Here is a 19,260-nt window from a genome sequence, read left to right on the forward strand (position 1 = left end):
TGCCGCGAATGCCGGTACTTCGGCGACACAAACTGCAAGATCGCGGGAGGTCAGGGGGTGGGGGTGAGGGCGGCGGCCCGGGAGGCCGCGTGTAGGCGTAGGACGCCGGCGGCTGTTGCGCCGACGCCGGTGATCAGGAACGCCGCCACCATGACCCGAGCGACCCCGGGCGACCAGGGCACCGGGGCGACGGACCGGGCGAACACGGCGGCGTTCGCCACCCCGGCGAAGAGCGCCAGGCAGGCCCCGGCCAGCGCCACCGCGAAGTCAGCCGCGGGGCGGCTGCGCAGCGCGTACCAGCCGGCGGCGACCGCGCCGAGGCCGGTGAGCAGCGACCAGATCTGCCCGGACAGCAGCCCGGACAGCACCCCACCGACGCCCTGGGCGCCCGCGTCGATCTCCCGTCCCACCGGATAGCCGACCGCTACCGCGCCGCCGACGACGAGCAACGCGCCGAGTACGGCCAGCGCCCGCGCACCGGCGGTGGAGGCGGCGGCGAACAGGCCGAGCGCACCCACCGCGAGCAGGCCGACGATGCTCACCGCCCACCAGGTGTACGCGTCCGGCGGCGGCACCCAGTCCAGGGTGCCGCCGATCGTCAGCGGGTCGGTGCCGTCGCGCAGCGGCACCGTCCAGTCCCGGACCCGGTGCTCGCGCTCCGGCGCGGCGCGTACCTCCGCTGGCGGCGTCGACTCCGGCCACAGTGCCCGTTGGTCGTGCCAGCGTGCCGTGGTCCCGTCGGCGATGCGCCGCCAGGACGGTGCGGCGGCCGGGTCGGCGTCGGCCGGAAGCGCGGTGTCGCCGGCGAGGGTGCGGTTGAGGTACGTGGCGGGGGAGCGGGTGTTCTCGAAGACACCGTCGGGACCGATCCGCAGGTACGGCTCGCCGGAGTAGCCGATCACCTCGACCGCCCGGCCGGTGCGGTTGGTCAGCTCCAGGCGTGCGCCCGCCTCGATGACCCGGACCGTCAGACCGGGCCGGGCCGGCGTGACGCCGCTGACGCGGGCGCGGTAGTCGGTGCCGTCCGGGGCGTCCGCGCCGTGTGCGGCGGCGGGCGCCGCGCCGAGCAGCGTCGCCGCGCACGCGGCGGCGGCGATCAGGCCGGCGCGCGCCAGGACGGTACGGATCACTTGCCGGCCGCCGCCACGGCTGCGGTGAGGCCCTGCGGGGTGCGGTCGGCGAGTGGCTGACCGTTGACGAGGATGGTGGGCGTGCCGGTGACGTCGCTGCGGCTGGCCTCCTCGGTGACGTGCTCGGTCCACGTCTTGTACGTGCCGTCCTTCACGCAGCCGCCGAACGAGCCCCGGTCCAGCCCCACGCCGACGCCGATGTCGATCAGTTCGTCGTCGCTGAGCCCGGCGCTGTCCTCGGGTGGCTGCTTGGCGAAGAGCGCTTTGGCGTACTCGCGGAACTTGCCGCCGGCCGCCGCGCAGCCGGACGCGGCCGACGAGCGGGTGGAGTACTCGGTGCTGGAGAAGCGGTTGAGGTAGGCGACCGGGTGGTACACCACCTTCGCCTTGTTCTCGGACGCCAACTGCTCCAACGTCGCGCCGCTGCTCTGCTCGAACTGGTTGCAGACCGGGCAGAGGAAGTCCTCGTAGACGTCGACGGTGACCGGGCCGCCGCCGGTGACGATGCCGGTGCCGGGCCCGTTGGCGCCGGGCGGCGTGGTGAAGCTGTCCGAGCGCTGGTTGGACCAGACGCCCCAGCCGATCAGTCCGGCGATGACCAGTACCGCGACGGCGGCGGCGGACACCCAGATCGTGCGGCGGCGACGTCGTTCGCGGGCCAGTTGCTCGCGGACCACCCGGGCCGCGTCCCGCTGACCCTTGCGACTACTCATCCTCGTCCTCCATGGCGGGTTCGGCGGACAGCCAGCCGTCCACTGATACGGGCGTACGCGGCCACACCACCAGAAATCCGGCCAGTACCAAGAATCCCAGGTCCCGCAGGATCTCCGGGAGGTAACTCGGGGCCTGCCCCTCGGCGAGCTGCCCGCCGCTGCCGAAGCAGCCGCAGTCGATGGCCAGGCCACGCGCCCAGGCCGAGGAGATTCCCGCGATGAAGACCAGCAGCAGGGCGGTCGAGATCGCCGCGGTGAGCCGGGAGGCCAGACCGAGCAGCAGGAGCACGCCCAGGGCCAGCTCGACGAAGGGCAGCGCCGCGCCGATCACGGTCGCGGCGTCGTACGGCAGCACCTGGTACGCGTTCACGGCCCGACCCGAGGCGGCCAGGTCACCGACCTTCGACGCCCCGGCGACGAGCCAGACGGCGGCGAGGCCGAGGCGGGCCGCCGTGCCGAGCCAGGGCCGGACAGCCGCCCAACGGCCGACCCGCGTGGGGGGTGCAGTCACGCTCATTTGTCGTTCCGTCTCAGCCGGAAGTTCCCGGCTCAGCCGGTGCGGGCGTCGTCGACCGCCGCGACCAGCTCGTCGCGGGCTCGGGCGACCCGGGAGCGGATGGTGCCCACGGGCACTCCCTCGACGGCGGCGGCCTCGGCGTACGAGAGACCGAGCAGTTGGGTGAGCACGAACGCCGCCCGTCGCTCGGGGCTCAGCCGCCGCACGAGGTCGTCGGCGCCGAGCTGCCCGGCGTGGTCGGGGTGCGGACGGTCGGTGTGGGCGTTCGCGACCAGTCGCTCGTCGAGGCGACGTCGGCGGACCACCGTGCGCAGGTGGTCGGCGCAGGCGCGCCGGGCGATGCCGAGCAGCCAGGTGCGGGCGCTGGACCGGCCCTCGAACGCCGGCAGGGCCTTGAACGCCCGCAGGTACGTCTCCTGGGCGAGGTCGTCGGCGCTGTCCGGGCCGACCAGGGCGGCGGTGAAGCGCCAGACCTCGGCCTGGGTCAACCGCACGAACACCGCCTGGGCGGTGGGGTCGCCGTCGCGCGCGGTCAGGGCCGACTCGGTCGCCGGGTCCGGGCCGGCGTCACCGGACGGACCGGTGGGGCCGGCGGGGCCGGTGTCGCGCGGGACGGGGATCACGACAAACCAGGTTACGCGGCGTCGGGTGCGGCGTCAGGGTCCTTCGGCCCTTGGATGGTCTGCGACACGTCGGGAACTTTTCCCCGTCGTCAGCCGACTACCTGCTCATGACACGCGACCTCTCCCGCGCGGCGATGGCGGCTGAGCGGAATTGAGCCGTTCGCCCGACTCGGTTCGCCGAGATCCACTGGGGTCGGCGACCATGGCAGGCATGACTGTCGCCCCCCGCCGCTGGGCCGCCCGGTTGGCTGCCGCCGCCGGCCTCCTGGTCACCGTCGTCGCCCTGTTGATCGCGCCAGCCACCCCGGCCAGCGCCCACGCGGTGCTGTCCAGCAGCAGCCCGGCCGCCTCCTCGGTGGTGCCGAACGGCCCATCCGAGGTGGTGCTCACCTTCAGCGAGTCGGTCCGCAAGGTCCCCGACAAGGTTCGGGTGATCGCTCCGGACGGCTCCCGGGCCGACCGGGGTGAGCCGTCGTTCGCGGGCGCGGTGGTGACCATTCCGGTGGATCCGGCCGCCGGGCGCGGCACCTACCTGGTGAGCTTCCGGGTGATCTCCGCCGACAGCCACCCGGTCTCCGGCGCGTTCACCTATTCGGTCGGCGCGCCCTCGACGCCGCCGGTTGACTCCGGCAACGACAGCCGCGCCAACCCGGTGGTGGGCACCGCCGTGAAGGTGGCCCGGTTCCTCGGGTACGCCGGTCTGGTGCTGCTGGTCGGGCCGGTCCTGGTGCTCGCCGCGCTCTGGCCCCGGCGGCTCTCCCGGCGGGGGCCCGCCCGGCTGGCCTGGGCCGGTCTCGGCCTGACGGCGCTGGCCACTCTCGCCGACCTGTGGTTGCAGGTGCCCTACACCGCCGGTGGTGGCCTCTTCGACGTGACCGGCGCGGGGTTCGGCAGCGTCTTCGGCAGTACCTTCGGCGCGGCCCACCTGGTCCGGCTCGGCCTGCTGGCCGCGGCGGCGTTCCTGCTGCGGCCGCTGCTGGAACGTCCGGCCGGCCGTACCGACGCGATCATCCTGGCGCTGCTCGGCGGGGCGGCCCTGCTGACCTGGCCGCTGGCCGGGCACCCGGCCGCCTCCCCGGCGCCGGCGGTGTCCGTGGTGGTCGACGCGGTCCACCTGGGCAGCATGGCGGTCTGGTTGGGCGGCCTGCTCATGCTCGCGGTCTTCCTGCTGCGCCAGGCCGACGAGCGGGAGTTGGGCGCGATCCTGCCCATCTGGTCGCGCTGGGCCGCGCTCGCCGTCGCGGCCCTGCTGCTGGCCGGCACCGTGCAGGCGCTGATCGAGGTGGCGACCCTCGACGCGCTCTTCAGCACCACCTACGGGCGGCTGCTGCTCGCCAAGATCGGGCTGTTCGCGATCGTGATCGCCGTGGCCGCGTACTCCCGGCAGTTGGTCCGTCGGCGGGTGGCCGCGCAGCGACCGGCGCCGGTGCGCCGGGCGGTCCTGGTGGAGTTGGCCGTCACCGCCGTGGTGCTGGCCGTGTCCGCGACCCTGGTGCAGACCGCGCCCGCGCGGACGGCGGCGGCCGACTCCTCCGGCGTCGAGGCGGGCCTCTTCTCCACCACCCTGAACAGCTCGCTCTTCTCGATGCAGGTCGAGTTGAGCCCGGCCGAGCGGGGCAACAACTCGGTGCACCTGTACGCGTACAGCAAGGACAACCTGCCGCTGCCGGTGGTGGAGTGGCGGGCGACCGCCGCGCTGCCGTCGGCCGGTATCGAGCCGATCGACGTGCCGCTGCTGCCGTTGACCGACAACCACGCGTACGGCGACATCAGCCTGCCGGCCGCCGGCGAGTGGCAGTTGAAGATCACCGCTCGCACGACCGACATCGACCAGGCCACGGTGACCGCCACCGTGCCCATCCGTTAGAGAGGTCCACGACACCCATGACCCGACTCCGGCGTACCGCATCCGCCGCTGCCGCCCTGGCGCTGACCGCCGTCGCCACCGCCGTGCTCGGCTTCGCCGGTCCGGCCTCCGCCCACGTCACGGTGAACCCGAAGGAGGCGACCCAGGGCGGCTACGCCCGGGTGGCGTTCCGGGTGCCCAATGAGAGCGACACCGCCTCGACCACCAAGCTCGAGGTGGTGCTGCCGGAGAACGCCCCGGTCGGCTCGGTGTCGACCATCCCGGTGCCGGGCTGGACGGTGGCGACGGAGAAGCGCAAGGTGGAGCCGCCGATCGAGGTGCACGGCAGCCAGCTCACCGAGGCGGTCTCCAAGATCACTTGGACGGCCACGGGTGACGCGGCCGTCAAGCCGGGGCAGTTCCAGGAGTTCGGCGTCTCGATGGGGCCGCTGCCGAAGGTCGACACGATGGTCTTCAAGACCCTCCAGACGTACTCCGACGGCAACGTCTCGCGCTGGATCGACGAGCCGCAGCCGGGCGGCGAGGAGCCGGAGAAGCCCGCCCCGGTGCTCACCCTCACGGCTGCCGCGCCGACGGCGTCGGCCGCCGCGCCGTCCGCCGTGGCCGTCGCCGACAAGGACGACGACGACGAGGGCGACGGCGTCGCCCTCGGCCTCGGCGTCGCGGGTCTCGTCGCCGGCCTGGCCGGCCTGGCACTGGGCGGCCTGGCGTTTGCCCGGACCCGCCGGGAGCCGGCCGCCAAGTCCTGATCCCGTCGCTCACCCGCTGGCCCGCCGGAAATCCGGCGGGCCAGCGTGCGTCCCGGGCCGGGAGCGGCCGTGCCGTGGATATCCCCTGATCAGCGGGCGTACGTCGGTAAGGTCGGCCGGGTATCTGGCTACGGAGGGGGACAGTGCGAATGCGGTTCGTGCGGGTGATCGCCGGAATGCTGCTGTTGGTCATCGGGATTCCGGCGCTGCTCGCCGGCGGCGGACTGTGGCTGGTCGCCCGGCACACCGATCCCGGTGGGGCCTACGCCGCCCGGTTCGAAACCGTCCGCACACCGGGCCACGCGGTCGTGGTCACCGACCTCGACCGGCTGCTGCGGCGGGAGGCGCCCTTCGCGCGCGGCACGCAGACCCGTCTGCGGCTCGACGCCCGGACGCCCGATGGCCCGGCGTTCGTGGGGCTCGCGCCGACCGCCGAGGTGCGCCACTGGCTGGAGTCCGTGCCGTACGCCTCGGTCCGCCGGGTGGCGCTGGCCCGGGGGCCGCTGCCGGTCCGTCTGGAAGCCGCGGTCCCACCCGTGGCCCCGGCCGTCGATGCGGTCCGCCCGCCGCTGGGCCTTCCGTTCTGGGTACGCGAGGGCATCGGCACCGTCGAGTGGAGCGCCGACGACCTCGCGGGCGAGCCGATGAGCCTGGTGGTGATGCGCCCGGACGGCCGTGCCGACCTGACGCTGGAGCTGCGCGCCGAGCTGCGGGCCGGCTGGGTCGGCCCGGTCGCCTGGGGACTGCTGGTGGCGGGGGTGTTGCTGGTGGCGTGCGCGGTGCTGCTCCTGCTGCGCCCACCGCGTCCGCGTGAGGTGGTCTTCGTGGTCGAACCGGACCAGGTGCCCGTCCTCGCCGGCCGGCTCGGGGTCACGTCGCTCAGCGGCCTGGGCGTCCGCGATCCCCATCCCGTCCGGTCGGTGCCGGCCGTACGACAGCTCGCCCCGGTCGGCTCCGGCGTGTCCGAGTGGTCCCGGTCGGCGATCGGCGCGGAGCCGGCCCGGCCGACGCCGGAGGACTGACGTGGCAAGTGGCCCTTCGCGCTGCCGACGCGAAGGGCCACTCTCACCGGGGGAGCGGTGCTACCCGAGCGACGCTTGAGGTAGATGGGTTCAGATTAGCGGCGATGGACATTACTGGGGACTTGTGTCCATTTGGCGCGAATTTTCCTCCGTGCGGACCGGGCGGTACACGCGCACCGGCAGCGCCACCAGCAGCAGCAGACTGAGCAGGACGTAGGGGTTCTGCAGGACGAAGTCGACCGGATCGTGGGTGCGGACCGGCGCCGTACCCCATTTCTGGAACGTCACCACGCCGTAGACGATCACGGCGGTGGTGCCCACGGCGAGCGCGGCGGACCACCACCGCTGGCGTGCCTCGTCCGGGCGTTTCGCGCTGAGCGCGGCGTCGGCGAGCAGCACCACCGCCGGCACGAACCAGTAGATGTGGTGGGTCCAGGTGATCGGACTGATCAGAGCACCGACCAGGCCGGTCAGGGTCAGGCCGGTCAACGCGTGACCAGCCCGCGCGGCCCGGGCAGCCCGCCACAGTCCGTAGCCGGCCACCGCCGCCACGATCACCAACCACAGCAGCCGGTCCGGCTTCTCCGGCGCGGTGAACCGGCTCAGCAGACCGAAGACCGACTGGTTGCCGACATAGTCGGTGCGTCCCACCCGGTCGGTGTCCCACAGCTCCTGCGTCCAGAACCGCCAGGAGTCGCCGGGCGCGACCGCCGCCGCCAGCAGGGTCGCCGCCGCCGCCGTCACGCTCGCCACCGCGGCGGCCCGCCACCGGCGGGTGGCCACCAGGTACACGATGAAGATGCCCGGGAAGAGCTTGAGCGCCGTCGCCAGCCCGATGCCGACCCCGGCCCAGCGCCGCGCCTGCGGTACGGCGAACAACAGGTCCGCCAGGATCAGCACGACCAGCAGCATGTTGATCTGCCCGAGGGTGATCGTCTCGCGGGTGATCTCCACCGCCAGCACCAGCAGCACGGCGGCCGTCACGGTGAACGTGCGGGGCAGGTCATGGCGGACGATCACGGGCATCACCAGCCACCGGGTGGTCAGCACCACCGCCGCCACCGTGAGCACCGTGAAGATCGTCACGGTGACGCCGAGCCGGAGCAGTCCGAACGGCCACAACAACAGGGCGCTGAACGGCGGGTACGTGAAGTACAACTCACCCTGCACCCGGTCCGGCTGGACGTAGTCGTAGAGCGGGTGACCGGCCGTCCACCAGTCCATCGCCGACATGTAGATCTTCAGATCGAAGAAGTTGTGCACCAGGTTGCGCAGGTAGAGCGCGGGCAGCACGGCGACCAGCGCCACGATCGCGACCAGCCGACGGACCGTACGGCCACCGGGATCGTCGTCGGTGACGGCGGGCGGTGCGATGGGTTCGGCTGGCACTTGAGAAACCCTAGCGGTCCACCCCCTGAAGAGCGCGCAGCAGCGGGGCGTGGGCTGCGCGTAGGCTGTCCCGGTGGCTGACCTCCTCGTCTGGATCGACTGTGAGATGACCGGGTTGGACCTCGGCAGTGACAAGCTGATCGAGGTCGCGGCACTGGTCACCGACCCCGACCTCAACGTGCTCGGTGATGGTGTCGACGTGGTGATCCACGCCGACGAGGCGGCGCTGGAGGCGATGCCGGAGATCGTCCAGACGATGCACGCCAAGTCGGGCCTCACCGAGGAGGTCCGTCGGTCGGCGGTCACCCTGGCCGAGGCCGAGGACCGGGTGCTGGAGTACGTGAGCACCTTCGTGAAGGACCCGCGTACCGCGCCGCTGTGCGGCAACTCGATCGCCACCGACCGCGGCTTCATCGCCCGGGACATGCCCCGCCTCGACGCGCACCTGCACTACCGCATGATCGACGTGTCGTCGATCAAGGAACTCTGCCGCCGCTGGTACCCCCGTGTGTACTTCGGCCAGCCGCAGAAGGGCCTGGCGCACCGGGCGCTCGCCGACATCCGCGAGAGCATCCGCGAGCTGGAGTACTACCGGCGCACCATCTTCGTGCCGCTGCCCGGCCCGGACGTCGAGACCGCCAAGGGCATCGCCGCCGAGCTCTGATCCGGCGCCGCTCGGCCGGCGGGGAACCCGCTGGACGCCGTGCGCGGTGGTGGGGCTATTATTGGTCCGCACGACGCCCGGGGCGACAGACCGAGTGTCGGAGGCATGGTGGCTGTAGCTCAGTTGGCAGAGCACCGGGTTGTGGTCCCGGTTGTCGTGGGTTCAATTCCCATCAGTCACCCCAATAGTCAGGCCCCCTCCTCGGAGGGGGCCTGAGCTGTTTGTGCGGGCCGCGCGCCTGGCTGATCCACTCCAGGTCGCCGATCTGCGGGTATCCAGCCGCCCGGACACCCCGACATCGCCGACCTGGAGTGGATCAGCCTCTCGGCTCAGCTCGTCGGCGTCGGCGATGGGGTGCCGGCGGCGTCCGGGGCCGCCGGGGCGTCCGGGTCGTACGGCAGGGCACTGCCCTTGACGTACTCGTCCCAGCTCATGTTCCAGTCCGTCCAGCCGTTGCCGTTCTGGAGCTTGCGCTCGGTCCCCTTGACGGTGATCGGGTCACCGACCTCGGTGTTCTTGAACAGCCAGTCGCCGTTCGCCATCGACACGTTCACGCACCCGTGCGAGACGTTGACGCTGCCCTGCTGACCCTCGGACCAGGGGGCCGCGTGGATGAACTCGCCGCCCCAGGTGAGGCGCTGCGCGAAGTCAATCTTGGTGCGGTAGCCGTCCTCGGGGCCCAGCTCCTCGAACGTGTCGAAGACCGTCTTGCGCAGCTTCTCGATCACGATCATGGTGCCGCTGGACGAGGGGGTGCTCTTCTTGCCCAGGCTGACCGGGATCGTCTTGATCACCTTGCCGTCGCGGGTCACCGTCATCCGCTTGGTCTTGTTGTCGACCGTCATGATCAGCTTGGGGCCGATCTTGATGTCGACCGACAGGTCCGCGCGGCCGTAGTAGCCGTCGCCCATCGGCAGGCCACCCGCCTGGACGCGGTACGAGACCTTGCTGTTCGCCTTCCAGAACTCCTTCGGCCGGTACCGGACCTCGGTCGGGCTGACCCAGTGCCAGATGCCCGGCTGGGCCGGCGTCGAGGTCACCGTCATGCGGCGCTGCACGTCGTCGCGGTAATCCTCCGGGATGTCCCGGCTGAACTTCACGATCAGCGGCATCCCGACACCGACCTGCTGGTTGTCGCCGAGGAAGCTGCTCACCCGGACCTGCTTGTCGGGCTTGGCCATCGTGGTGAAGGTGCTGGTCGCGGTGGCCGGCCGACCGTCGTCGCCGGTGGCCGTGACCGTGGCGGTGTAGCTGGTGCCGTACGCCAGGGCTTCGCTCGGCAACCACGACTTACCGTCCGCCGCGAGGGTCCCCTTGACCGCCTTGCCGGCCGCGTCCTTGAGCTCGACGGCGGTCTCCTGGGCATCCTGCGTGGTGAAGGTGATGCCGGTGGAGGCGGGTACGTCCTTGGCGTCGGCCGCCGGTTCGGCGATGGTCGCCGACGCCTTGGGCGCGGGTGTTTCGGCCCCGCCCTGCCACGAGGACGGCTTGCCGCCACCGCCGTCGCCGTCGGTGCAGGCGGCGGTGAAGGCCAACGCCACGGCGAGGAGTCCCGCCGCGAGCACGCGGCGTCGCCCGCGGGGCGGGATCAGCTGGTCCTGGCTAGCTCGCATGATGTCCTCACAGTCGTGGTCGCTGACCCATCGTCTCCTAAAGACGTGTCAGAACCGGTCCTGGTTGCCGCGGGTGGGCAGGAACACGCCGCGCACGATGTCGGATTTTTGTTACTATCCGGCGTTTCGTGATTAGGGTTCGTCTTCCTGTCGAAGCCGAAGGGTCGCCGCCGCCGTCACGTCGCGGGCAGTGCAAGGGTACGCGCCGGCCCGTGCCATCGGCAGGGCCGGCGCGACGACGCCGGACGCTCAGAGCGCCGGGCCGGATCCACCCTTGGGTACCGGCAGCGCGCTGCCCTTGATGAACTCCGACCAGCTCAGACTCCACGCCGTCCAGCCGTTGCCGGCGGCGATCTTGCGCTCGGTGCCCTTGATGGTGATCGGGTCACCGATCCGCGTCTTGTCGAACAGCCACCTGGCGTTGGCCGTCGACACGTTCACGCAGCCGTGCGAGACGTTCTGCCGTCCCTGCACGTGCTCCGACCAGGGTGCGGCGTGGATGTACTCGCCGCCCCAGGTGAGCCGCTGGGCGAACTGGATGTCGGTGACGTAGCGGTTGGCCGGATCGGGATCGTCACGGGTGTCGAAGACCGTGGCTTCCTTCTTCTCCATCACGACCATCGTGCCGCTGGACGACGGGGTGCTCTTCTTGCCCAGGCTCACCGGGATGGTGCGCGTCAGCGCGCCGTTCTCGTACACCGACATCTTCTTCGTGGCGTTGTCGACCTTCATCACCAACGACCGGCCGATCTTGGCGGTCGCCTTGCGGTCGATGTCGCCGTACCTGCCGTTGCTCAGCGGCACCCCGGCCAACGCGATCCGGACGCTGATGGTGGTGCCCGGCTTCCAGTACTCCGGCGCCCGGTAGTACGCCTGCGTGCCGTTGTCGACCCAGTGCCAGGCGCCCGGCTGCGGCGGGTCGGTCTTGACGAACATCCGCTTCTGCACCGCCGCCCGGTCCTTCTTGGGGATGCCTGGGTGGAACTCGGTCACCACCGGCATCGCGACGCCGTAGCTCTTGTCGTCGAAGAGGTACAGGCCGGACCCGATGGTCGACTTCGGCTTGGCCATCGTGGTGAAGGAGCTGGTGCCCTGGCTGCTCGTGCCGTCCGGCGTGCTCGCCGTCACCGTGGCCGTGTACTTCGTACCCCACTTCAGGGGCGCGGACGGCACCCAGGCCGAGCCGTCGGCGCGGAGCTTGCCCTCCACGGTCGCGCCGCCGGCCGCGGTCAGGGTGACCGCGGACACCTTCCCGCCGCTCGGCAGCTTGGCGCTGATCTCCGTACTCACGGGCTTGTTCTTCGTGCCGTCGGCCGGGCTCAGCGTCAGCGCCGGCCCACTGGGCGCGCTGGGCTCGCCGCTCGTCGACGGGGCGGCCGAGTCGGGTGCGGTACCCGCATCCGCCGACGTCCCGCCGACGAATTCCGGTTTCTTCTGCTCGTCGCCGCACCCGGTCAGTGCCAGCGACGCCGCCAGAGTCAGAGCGCCCACCACCGCCCCGGCTCGCGTGAACCGTGCCATCCCCACCTCTGTTCTCGCGTACCTGGCGGACATCGTGCCGTATCAGTGGCCCGACCCACGCCCCCGTCCCAGGCCCGAGGGCTGGTTTGTGGCTGTATGCCCGTTAAGCTCGACCGAAGGGGGGAGTCGGGTAACCGGATTGGAGCCCGCCTTGGCGGGGTGCTAATGTTCTCTCCGTTGCCGAACGAGCGCCGCTAGCTCAACTGGCAGAGCAGCGGACTCTTAATCCGCGGGTTCGGGGTTCGAGTCCCTGGCGGCGCACCAAACGAGCAAGGCCCTGACCGGGTTGATTTACCGGGTCGGGGCCTTTTTCGCGTGCGACGGGCGGTGGGCACGGGTCGAAAAGTCGAAGGACCGGAGCGACCGACTTTCCTCGAGCATTCTCGCGAGGGCCGGGTGTCGACGATTACGGTGGTGGCGTGGGGGGACGTCGGCGGGTTCGCGTGCGGGGAGACCTCTACCACCCGGTTGTGCCGCCTGGCGCCGTGTACGTCGGACGGCAGGGGTTCGGGTTGCGACGTTCTCCGTGGGCCAATCCGTTCAGCCTGCGGCAGCATGATCGGGCGGAGGCGTTACGCCTCTATCGGCAATGGCTTGTGGGGCAGCCTGCTCTTGTTGATCGAGCGCGGCGGGAACTCACGGGGAAGCAGTTGGCGTGCTGGTGCCGCACTGAGGACCCGTGCCATGCCGACGTGCTGGCCGAACTCATCGGTTGACGTGCGATCGGTGTCGAGCTGCGGGCCGTCTCGGTGCGTAGACACCGCCGATGCTGAAGGATTGCGGTCGTGCCGCCTGGTTGCCTACGTAGAAGGCGACGTCGCGGTCAGCCCCGCAGAGTTGGGTGAGGAACTTGTCTCTCAGCTGCTCCGCAGCCTCCGCGTCGGTGAGTCGGTCCAGCCTGCGTTGTAGGGCGACGAACTCCCAGTCCCAGAGGGTCTGCTGGTGGCCGCGGCAATGGCGGTCCGCGCAACGGTAGCGGTACGCACCAGTGAAGCGTGGTGCTTGAAGTGCGCTGCGCTTGGTCGGTTCCAGCAGATCGAGCTGGTTGAGGTAGCCCTCGATCTTCTTGCGGTCCTCCGCTGACCAGCCGGGATGTCGCTTGACCTGTAGAGCTGAGATGTCAACCGCGCGAATCAACGCGATCGATCGTCCGCTCGGATCCTCACGGATCTGCTTGTTGAGCCGGCACATGGAGTCTTCGACGAGTGGATCGAGGAGACTCCGACGCGATTGCCGACTGGCAAGATGCCGCTCGGTCGTGATCGTGTCCACGATCGGCTTCCAGCTCTCGCGCCGCTGGTCTTGCCTGGCTGGCAGCGCCTCAACGTGGATGACGTCGTACTTGTGGAACTTGCTGTCGTCGTCGAGATCCCGGTAGTGCACGGGATAGAGGCGGATCCACCCCGTCCAGGGCGGGTCCAGGCCCAGTGCCCCGACGCAAACCGTCTCCCCGTACCGGGCGGAGGGGTTGGGGGCCGCCTTCACTGTGATCAGGAGGCGAAGTCTTGCTGGTCGTGCCAGGACTGGCTTTGGCTCGTCGTCGGTGCTCGGTCCCCACAACGGAAGCTGTTCCATCGAAACCACCTACATCGCTAGATGTAGCTATAGGAACGCACTGAGTTACATAGACAGTCTCATGTTCGGCGGATCTGGCGCTAGTCCATCGCGGGTTGCCCTCGGCCTGTCTCATCCGTTTCGTGGACGAAAGAAACGAAGGTGGTTACGATGATTTCGACTAGGAGGCGTCATGACTGCGGCTGCACTGAAGGAAGAGACGTACCTGCCAGAAGCTGATGGGCAGGTTGCCCAGGTCCACGACTTCATCCAGGCCCACGAGCGGACGGGACGGGGGCCGGTCGCACCACGTTACTTCCTGGCCGGAGCCACCCCAGGTGACCGCGTCGAGCTTCCAGCCGAGGTCTACGGGATGCTTCGCCAGGTTGTCGAGGCGCTCCAGCAGGGGTTTGCGGTGACTGTGGCTCCGCGGACGCTGAAGCTGACAACCCAGCAAGCCGCCGACCTGCTCGGAGTCAGTCGACCGACGGTCGTCAAGTTGCTTGACGAGGGCAAGGTTCCGTTTGAGCGATTGGGGACTCACCGACGCATCCTTCTCCCCGACCTGCTTGCGTACCGGGCGCAGCGCAGGGCTGACCAGTACGCCGCGCTTGAAGCAACCTCAGTGGACATTGATGACGAGGAAGACCTCGACGCGTTGACGCGGCGACTGCGCGAAACGCGTCGCGCAGTCGCACGACGCCGCAAGGGCCTGACAGAATAGGCCAGTGTTCACGGCCCTTCTCGACACCTGTGTTCTCTGGCCAGACCTGCAACGCGACTTTCTTCTATCCCTTGCGATCGAGGGCTTGTATCGGCCTGTGTGGAATTCGGTCGTGCTCGAGGAGTTGGAATACGAGCAGAGAGCAAAGTTGATCGAGCGAGGGCATGAAGCTGACGAGGCCGCCAAGCGAGCACAGCACCTCATCGAGCAGATCAGACAGCATTTCGACGATGCGGAGGTCGGTGGGTGGGAGGGTCTGGAAGGTACCTACGGCCTGCCCGACCCCGACGATGAGCATCTCGTTGCTGCCGCGGTTGTCGCCAACGCCGGCGCTGTCATTACGCTTAACGTGCGAGACCTGCCTCCGGGTAAGTTGCCTCGCGGGTTGCAGGTGCTCTCGCCCAAAGAGTTCGCAGCCAATACCGTCTCCCTTGATCCGGTTAGAGCCTGCGCTGCCGTGGCTGCCATAGCCAAACGCTCCGGCAGACTGGGTCGGGTTCAGGCCGAAGAGGACATCTTGGAAATTCTCGACCGCCGCTACGGGATGACGTCTGCGGTCGAGATGATGCGACAGGCGGCGGTCGATCTGCTGGTGCCGCCTCCGCAACCTCGGGTCGGCGAGCCGGCGACGCGCTTTGACGCCCGCGGATCGGCTGCGAAGTGACCAAGCAAGGCGCGAGTACCGTCCGTCATACGTGGTCGGCGACTCGCAACCGTGGCCACTGCTGCTCGGTCCAGGCCCGCAACAGCCACTCCGCCGGCCCGTACCGGAACCGTGCCATCCACGCCACGCTGGCTGCGACCTGCACGCCATAGATCGCGACCGCGACGAGGAGCACGACCGGGGGTGCGACGGCACCGGCGAGGCCCAGGCCGACGCCGGTGAAGACCAGTACGCAGAGCACCGACTGACCCAGGTAGTTGGACAGGGACATCCGTCCGGCCGGCGCGAGCACGGTCACGATCCGTCGTCCCCGGTCGGTCGCGAAGAACTCCAGGAGCGTGGCGGCGTACGCGGCCGCGAGCAGCGGCGCGGTCAGGACGCCCACCGTCACTCCGGTCAGGTTGCCGGTGCCTCCACCCGAGGCGAAGACCACGGCGCCGGCCAGGCCGACCGGATAGCCCACGCGCTGTACCCGGCGTAGGAGCTGCCGGTTCCCGGCGATGTCGGTGAGGAGCCGGCGACGCCCCGCCGCGTACCCGAAGAGGAACGCCGAGAGGGCGAGCGGCCCCTGCACGAGGAGCGTGCCGACCATCGCCGGCAGTTGGCGTACGTGCTCGGCGATCACCGATCCGAGCCCGCCCTGTAGCGCCTCGGTGGACCGCTGCCCCGCGGCGAGCGCCGCCGCCGGGTCGGTGACCAGTTCGGTTCCGCCGACGGCCGCGAGCGCGAGGACGAAACCGATCCCGGCGGTCAGCAGTACGGCTGCGCGCAGCGCGGTCCCGACCGCGACTCGTCGCATGGCGAGCAGCACCAGGCCGAGAAGCGCGTACGTGGTCAGGATGTCGCCCTGGAACAGCAGCACCGCGTGCAGGACGCCGAGGACGAAGAGTCCGGCCAACCGTCGCCGGAACCGGGGGACGATGTCGACGCCGCGCCGGGCGGCGGAGTCGAGTTGGAGGGTGAAGCTGTAGCCGAACAGGAAGGCGAAGAGCAGATACGCCTTCATCGCGAACAGCAGCTCGACCGACCACAGTGCCGCCTGGTCACCCCATGAGTCGTGGGCGGGATCGGGAACCAGGTGGAAGGGGTAGCCGGAGGCGAAGAAGGCGATGTTGACGAGCAGGATGAGCAGCAGCGCCACGGCGCGCAGGGCGTCGACGTCGGCGATCCGGGAGGACGTCCCGGGCAGCTCGGCGAGCACGACTGGCGGGTCTTTGCTGGAGAATTTCACGACTACCCCCGTAAGCGACAGAGAACCTTTTCGCAGGCTATGAGGCGGCCGGTCCAGGTGACAGCCGGTGAGCGGGACTGTCGCCGGTGGGGCAGGCCCTACCTCCGCGGCGACCGGTCCCCGACAGAGCGCGGGAATCCCGTCGCCGCGCCCCTACAGTCCCCACCATGAGGTGGACGCTTCGATCGGCTACCGGACTCGCCGTACTCGTGACGGCCCTGGTGGCCGGGGCGGCGAGCGCCGCCGCGGCGCCCGACGGCGACGGCCTCGGCCTGGCCCTGCGGCCCGGGCAGGCGGACTACCGCGCCGGTGACCAGGTCCACCTGGACCTCACCGTCACGAACTCGACCGGGTCGGCGTGCGCGCTGCCCACCACGGCCGTCGGCACCGTCCAGATAACCGGGGTACGCCGGGACGGGCGCGATCTCACGCCCACGCTCGCCCGCAGCTTCCACGACGACGGGATCGCCGCGGCGGCCACCGCCGGTCTGACCACTGTCGAGCCCGCGGCGACGGCGACCGTGACGCTCACCGGGATCCGGCTGGGTGACGCTCCCGGCGAGGTCGTGCTCCGCTCGGTGGCGGCCACCGGGGACGGCGGCGGTCTCGACTCGCTCTGGCCGGTCGGCGCTCCCGGCCGGTACGAGGTGACGGCCGGCTACGTGCCACTGCCGGTCACCGGCGCGGTCGACCCCTGCACGGGCGCGACGGCCCTGCGGAGCACCACGTTCACGGTCGGCGACGGCGGTGCGTCCGGTCGCCGCTGGCTCTGGCCGGCGGCCGGCGTACTGCTGCTGGTGCTGCTCCTGGCCGCGCTGGTGATCCTGCTGCGGGTACGCCGCCGGCCGACCGCCGCGACCGTGGTCCTGCTGCTGGTGGCCGTCGGTGCGCTGGTCGGCGGCGGGGCCCGCCCGGCGCGGGCCGACTACTCGGTCGACCCGACCTCCGGTGTGCCGATCAAGGGCGTCGACTTCCAGGCCGCCGTGGACGGCTGTCTGAGCGGGTTCGCCGCGCCGGGCGGGGACCCGTCCGGCATCCTGCCCCGGCTGAAGGACAAGAAGAGCCCGAAGGTGCGGATCATCCCCACCCCGGGCGGCTCCGGCGCGTTCGAGACGCCGGACAGCCCCGACGGCAAGGGCTCGTCCACCGTCACCTGGAATCCGACCTCCACCGACCCGTACGAGGACGGCGTGGCCCGCGATCCGTGCGCCGCGCTCTACCACGAGCTGAACCACGCCGACGACATCTCCCGCGACGCGGTGCCACCGGGCGAGTGCGGAAGCACGGGCATTCCCACCGCCGAGGTGCGGGCGACGTTGGCGGAGAACCGTTACCGGGCGGCGAAGGGCCTGCCGCCGCGCAAGGACTACAAGGGCAAGCCGCTGCCGAAGAGCCTGGACGAGTGCAAGAAGCCGCCGAAGAAGACGCCCCCGCCGAAGGGGCCGGTGAAGATGTGTGAGGACGGCGCCGACTGCGGCGGCAGCAACGGCGACCCGCACCTGGTCACGTTCGACCGGGTCGCCTACGACTTCCAGGCCGTCGGCGAGTTCACCCTGGTCGCCGCGACCGAAGGTGACCCGCTGGAGGTCCAGGTCCGGCAGTCGCCGATGACGGGCTCCCGGTCCGCCTCGGTCAACTCGGCGGTCGCGTTCCGGATCGGCGTCCACCGCGTCGCGCTCACCCTCACCGACGGCGCCACCCGGGTGCACGTCGACGGCACGCCGGTCGCCGCGCCACCGGAGCGGACCGACCTGGCCGGCGGCAACCTCACCCGCCGCCCGTCCGACACCGGCGAGACCGACGGGTACGACGTGACGTGGCCGGACGGCTCGGCGGCGGCGGTGGACCAGATCGGCCGTTACGGCTACCGGGTGCTCGTCCGGCTCGCCGACGGCCGGGCCGGGAAGGTACGCGGCCTGCTCGGCGACTTCGACGGCGACCCGGCCGACGACATCGCCCCCGCCGGCAGCGCGGCCCTCGCCCAGCCCGTGCCGTTCGCCACGCTCTACCCGTCGTACGCGGACAGTTGGCGGCTCACCCAGGACCGTTCGCTGTTCCCGTACGGCGACGGCGAGGACACCGGCACGTTCACCGACCGGACCTTCCCCGAGCGGGAGGTGACCGTCGCCGACCTCGACCCGGCCCGGCGTGCCGCCGCCGAACGGATCTGCCGGTGGGCCGGCGTCACCGCGGCGGGCCCGCTCGCTGACTGCGTCTTCGACGTCGCCGTCAGCGGGCGTGGTGAGTTCGCCGTCGCCGGGGCCACCACCGAACGGATCGCCCCGCCGATCGCCCCGCCGATCAGCGCCGTGCCGATCGCCACGGCCAGCCTCACCCCGGGCGGCGAGCCGCTGACGTTCAACGGGCGCACCGGGGACGCCGTCTTCGTCGACGTCACCGCGCCGGGGATGGCCGACCGCTGCTCGCCGTACGTGCTCACCGACCCGACCGACCGGCTGATCGGAGCCGGCTGCGCCATCGGCGGCGTCGGGTACATCGACCGCGTCGACCTCACCACCACCGGCACGTACGCCGTGCGGGTCACCGCCGCCGCCGGCGACACCGGACGAGCCGTCGTCCGGGTGTACGTGGCCCGGGACGTCGACGGCACGCTGCAGGCGAACGGCCCGGAGGTCACCGCGACCCTGGAGCAGCCCGGCGCGTGGGCCCGGTACCGGTTCGCCGGGCAGCAGGGCGAGCGCGTCTTCGTCGAGGCGCCCACGAGCACACTGCCCAACCAGTGCACCCCGCTGGAACTGCGCGACACCGAAGACCGGCTGCTGAGCAGCGGCTGCGTGATCAACGGCGTTGGCGAGATCGACGGCACGCTGTTGCCCGCCGACGGGACGTACACGGTGGTGGTCGATCCGACCGGACGCACCACCGGCACGACCACACTGCGGCTGGTCAGCAGCCGCGACCGGGCGGCGACGATCACCGTTGGCGGTCCGCCGGTCGTCGCCACCGTGGACCGGCCGGGGGCGGTGACGAGCTACCGGTTCACCGCCGCCGCCGGGACGTCGGTGAGTCTGACCGCGACCGCCTCCGACCTGCCCGACCAGTGCGGTGTGCTGGAGCTACGCGCCCCCGACGGCAGCCCGATCACCAGCGGATGTGTGATCAATGGGGCTGGTGACATCGACCGGACGACGCTGCCGGCCGCCGGCACGTACACGGTGGTGGTGGACCCGTCCGGGGTCGCGACCGGGCAGGTCACGTTGACGCTGCGGTGATGCGGTGATCGGTGGCGGCTGGGCGACACCACACGCCGGGCGGCGC

17 protein-coding genes and 2 tRNA genes are annotated in these 19,260 nt (G+C 71.0%); 10 read left to right on the top strand and 9 right to left on the bottom strand.

Features of this window, described 5'->3' with window-relative positions; translation table 11 throughout:
* Positions 1-50: 50 nt before the first annotated feature.
* Genes ACIBTX_RS16725 through ACIBTX_RS16740 form a run of 4 tightly spaced genes read right to left on the bottom strand, consistent with a single transcriptional unit; the run spans position 51 to position 2,983 of the window.
* Positions 51-1,130 carry a hypothetical protein gene (locus tag ACIBTX_RS16725; protein WP_357173076.1) on the bottom strand — a complete coding sequence of 360 codons (1,080 nt, stop codon included), beginning with the start codon at positions 1,128-1,130 and terminating at the stop codon, positions 51-53.
* Positions 1,127-1,843, bottom strand: a complete 717-nt coding sequence (locus ACIBTX_RS16730) for a thioredoxin domain-containing protein (protein WP_357127599.1) — start codon at positions 1,841-1,843, stop codon at positions 1,127-1,129. The genes ACIBTX_RS16725 and ACIBTX_RS16730 overlap by 4 nt, the downstream gene beginning before the upstream one ends.
* Positions 1,836-2,360, bottom strand: coding sequence for a MauE/DoxX family redox-associated membrane protein (locus ACIBTX_RS16735; protein WP_357173079.1), 525 nt, complete (start codon positions 2,358-2,360; stop codon positions 1,836-1,838). Before ACIBTX_RS16735 ends, ACIBTX_RS16730 begins: the two co-directional genes overlap by 8 nt.
* 32 nt (positions 2,361-2,392) lie before the next feature.
* Positions 2,393-2,983, bottom strand: coding sequence for a sigma-70 family RNA polymerase sigma factor (locus ACIBTX_RS16740; RefSeq protein ID WP_357127593.1), 591 nt, complete (start codon positions 2,981-2,983; stop codon positions 2,393-2,395).
* Positions 2,984-3,185: 202 nt separating this feature from the next.
* Here ACIBTX_RS16740 and ACIBTX_RS16745 point away from each other — a divergent pair, with 202 nt between their 5' ends.
* The 3 genes from ACIBTX_RS16745 (at position 3,186) to ACIBTX_RS16755 (ending at position 6,621) form a co-directional block, all read left to right on the top strand.
* Positions 3,186-4,850 (top strand): copper resistance protein CopC, encoded by a 1,665-nt coding sequence (locus ACIBTX_RS16745; protein WP_357173082.1) that lies wholly within the window; start codon positions 3,186-3,188, stop codon positions 4,848-4,850.
* A 17-nt stretch (positions 4,851-4,867) separates the two neighbouring features.
* Complete coding sequence (locus ACIBTX_RS16750) at positions 4,868-5,599, top strand: YcnI family protein (protein WP_357173085.1); 732 nt, start codon at positions 4,868-4,870, stop codon at positions 5,597-5,599.
* Positions 5,600-5,748: 149 nt separating this feature from the next.
* Positions 5,749-6,621, top strand: coding sequence for a hypothetical protein (locus ACIBTX_RS16755; protein ID WP_396832714.1), 873 nt, complete (start codon positions 5,749-5,751; stop codon positions 6,619-6,621).
* 111 nt (positions 6,622-6,732) lie between these two features.
* Here the strand turns inward: ACIBTX_RS16755 and ACIBTX_RS16760 are convergent, their stop codons facing one another.
* Positions 6,733-8,010 carry a glycosyltransferase 87 family protein gene (locus tag ACIBTX_RS16760; RefSeq protein WP_357127585.1) on the bottom strand — a complete coding sequence of 426 codons (1,278 nt, stop codon included), beginning with the start codon at positions 8,008-8,010 and terminating at the stop codon, positions 6,733-6,735.
* A 73-nt stretch (positions 8,011-8,083) separates the two neighbouring features.
* On the opposite strand from ACIBTX_RS16760, the gene orn reads away from it, so the two are divergent.
* Both orn and ACIBTX_RS16770 read left to right on the top strand, forming a co-directional pair.
* Complete coding sequence (orn, locus tag ACIBTX_RS16765) at positions 8,084-8,674, top strand: oligoribonuclease (protein ID WP_308195323.1); 591 nt, start codon at positions 8,084-8,086, stop codon at positions 8,672-8,674.
* Positions 8,675-8,782: 108 nt separating this feature from the next.
* Positions 8,783-8,858: transfer RNA gene (locus tag ACIBTX_RS16770), tRNA-His, on the top strand.
* Positions 8,859-9,003: 145 nt separating this feature from the next.
* Here ACIBTX_RS16770 and ACIBTX_RS16775 read toward each other — a convergent pair.
* A complete protein-coding gene (locus ACIBTX_RS16775; RefSeq protein ID WP_363660990.1) occupies positions 9,004-10,287 on the bottom strand; it encodes an Ig-like domain-containing protein in 1,284 nt (427 codons plus the stop codon).
* A 249-nt stretch (positions 10,288-10,536) separates the two neighbouring features.
* Positions 10,537-11,808, bottom strand: a complete 1,272-nt coding sequence (locus ACIBTX_RS16780) for an Ig-like domain-containing protein (protein WP_363660991.1) — start codon at positions 11,806-11,808, stop codon at positions 10,537-10,539.
* A 188-nt stretch (positions 11,809-11,996) separates the two neighbouring features.
* On the opposite strand from ACIBTX_RS16780, the gene ACIBTX_RS16785 reads away from it, so the two are divergent.
* Both ACIBTX_RS16785 and ACIBTX_RS16790 read left to right on the top strand, forming a co-directional pair.
* Positions 11,997-12,072 (top strand) — tRNA-Lys (locus ACIBTX_RS16785).
* A gap of 206 nt (positions 12,073-12,278) precedes the next feature.
* The gene (locus tag ACIBTX_RS16790) at positions 12,279-12,524 is read left to right on the top strand and encodes a DUF4326 domain-containing protein (protein WP_355052179.1); all 246 of its coding nucleotides are present in this window, start codon (positions 12,279-12,281) and stop codon (positions 12,522-12,524) included.
* Here ACIBTX_RS16790 and ACIBTX_RS16795 read toward each other — a convergent pair.
* Positions 12,514-13,383 (bottom strand): hypothetical protein, encoded by an 870-nt coding sequence (locus tag ACIBTX_RS16795; protein ID WP_357127572.1) that lies wholly within the window; start codon positions 13,381-13,383, stop codon positions 12,514-12,516. The two genes, ACIBTX_RS16790 and ACIBTX_RS16795, sit on opposite strands and share 11 nt — an antisense overlap.
* 172 nt (positions 13,384-13,555) lie before the next feature.
* On the opposite strand from ACIBTX_RS16795, the gene ACIBTX_RS16800 reads away from it, so the two are divergent.
* Both ACIBTX_RS16800 and ACIBTX_RS16805 read left to right on the top strand, forming a co-directional pair.
* Positions 13,556-14,086, top strand: a complete 531-nt coding sequence (locus ACIBTX_RS16800; protein WP_363660992.1) for a helix-turn-helix domain-containing protein — start codon at positions 13,556-13,558, stop codon at positions 14,084-14,086.
* A gap of 4 nt (positions 14,087-14,090) precedes the next feature.
* Positions 14,091-14,750: a PIN domain-containing protein gene (locus ACIBTX_RS16805; RefSeq protein ID WP_357127569.1), complete on the top strand. Its 660-nt coding sequence runs from the start codon at positions 14,091-14,093 to the stop codon at positions 14,748-14,750.
* A gap of 25 nt (positions 14,751-14,775) precedes the next feature.
* Here ACIBTX_RS16805 and ACIBTX_RS16810 read toward each other — a convergent pair whose 3' ends face one another.
* The gene (locus ACIBTX_RS16810) at positions 14,776-15,981 is read right to left on the bottom strand and encodes a DUF418 domain-containing protein (RefSeq protein WP_363660993.1); all 1,206 of its coding nucleotides are present in this window, start codon (positions 15,979-15,981) and stop codon (positions 14,776-14,778) included.
* Between the two features lie 167 nt (positions 15,982-16,148).
* Here ACIBTX_RS16810 and ACIBTX_RS16815 point away from each other — a divergent pair, with 167 nt between their 5' ends.
* A complete protein-coding gene (locus tag ACIBTX_RS16815) occupies positions 16,149-19,214 on the top strand; it encodes a VWD domain-containing protein (protein WP_363660994.1) in 3,066 nt (1,021 codons plus the stop codon).
* Positions 19,215-19,260: the final 46 nt, after the last annotated feature.

It is taken from the genome of Micromonospora sp. NPDC049359 (genome assembly GCF_044466585.1).
Taxonomy (GTDB): Bacteria; Actinomycetota; Actinomycetes; order Mycobacteriales; family Micromonosporaceae; genus Micromonospora.

Coding starts and splice junctions, on each gene's coding strand:
- ACIBTX_RS16730 (WP_357127599.1), bottom strand. CDS start 1,843: ATGAGTAGTCGCAAGGGTCAGCGGGACGCGGCCCGGGTGGTCCGCGAG.
- ACIBTX_RS16735 (WP_357173079.1), bottom strand. CDS start 2,360: ATGAGCGTGACTGCACCCCCCACGCGGGTCGGCCGTTGGGCGGCTGTC.
- ACIBTX_RS16745 (WP_357173082.1), top strand. CDS start 3,186: ATGGCAGGCATGACTGTCGCCCCCCGCCGCTGGGCCGCCCGGTTGGCT.
- ACIBTX_RS16750 (WP_357173085.1), top strand. CDS start 4,868: ATGACCCGACTCCGGCGTACCGCATCCGCCGCTGCCGCCCTGGCGCTG.
- ACIBTX_RS16755 (WP_396832714.1), top strand. CDS start 5,749: ATGCGGTTCGTGCGGGTGATCGCCGGAATGCTGCTGTTGGTCATCGGG.
- ACIBTX_RS16775 (WP_363660990.1), bottom strand. CDS start 10,287: ATGCGAGCTAGCCAGGACCAGCTGATCCCGCCCCGCGGGCGACGCCGC.
- ACIBTX_RS16780 (WP_363660991.1), bottom strand. CDS start 11,808: ATGGCACGGTTCACGCGAGCCGGGGCGGTGGTGGGCGCTCTGACTCTG.
- ACIBTX_RS16795 (WP_357127572.1), bottom strand. CDS start 13,383: ATGGAACAGCTTCCGTTGTGGGGACCGAGCACCGACGACGAGCCAAAG.
- ACIBTX_RS16800 (WP_363660992.1), top strand. CDS start 13,556: ATGACTGCGGCTGCACTGAAGGAAGAGACGTACCTGCCAGAAGCTGAT.
- ACIBTX_RS16815 (WP_363660994.1), top strand. CDS start 16,149: ATGAGGTGGACGCTTCGATCGGCTACCGGACTCGCCGTACTCGTGACG.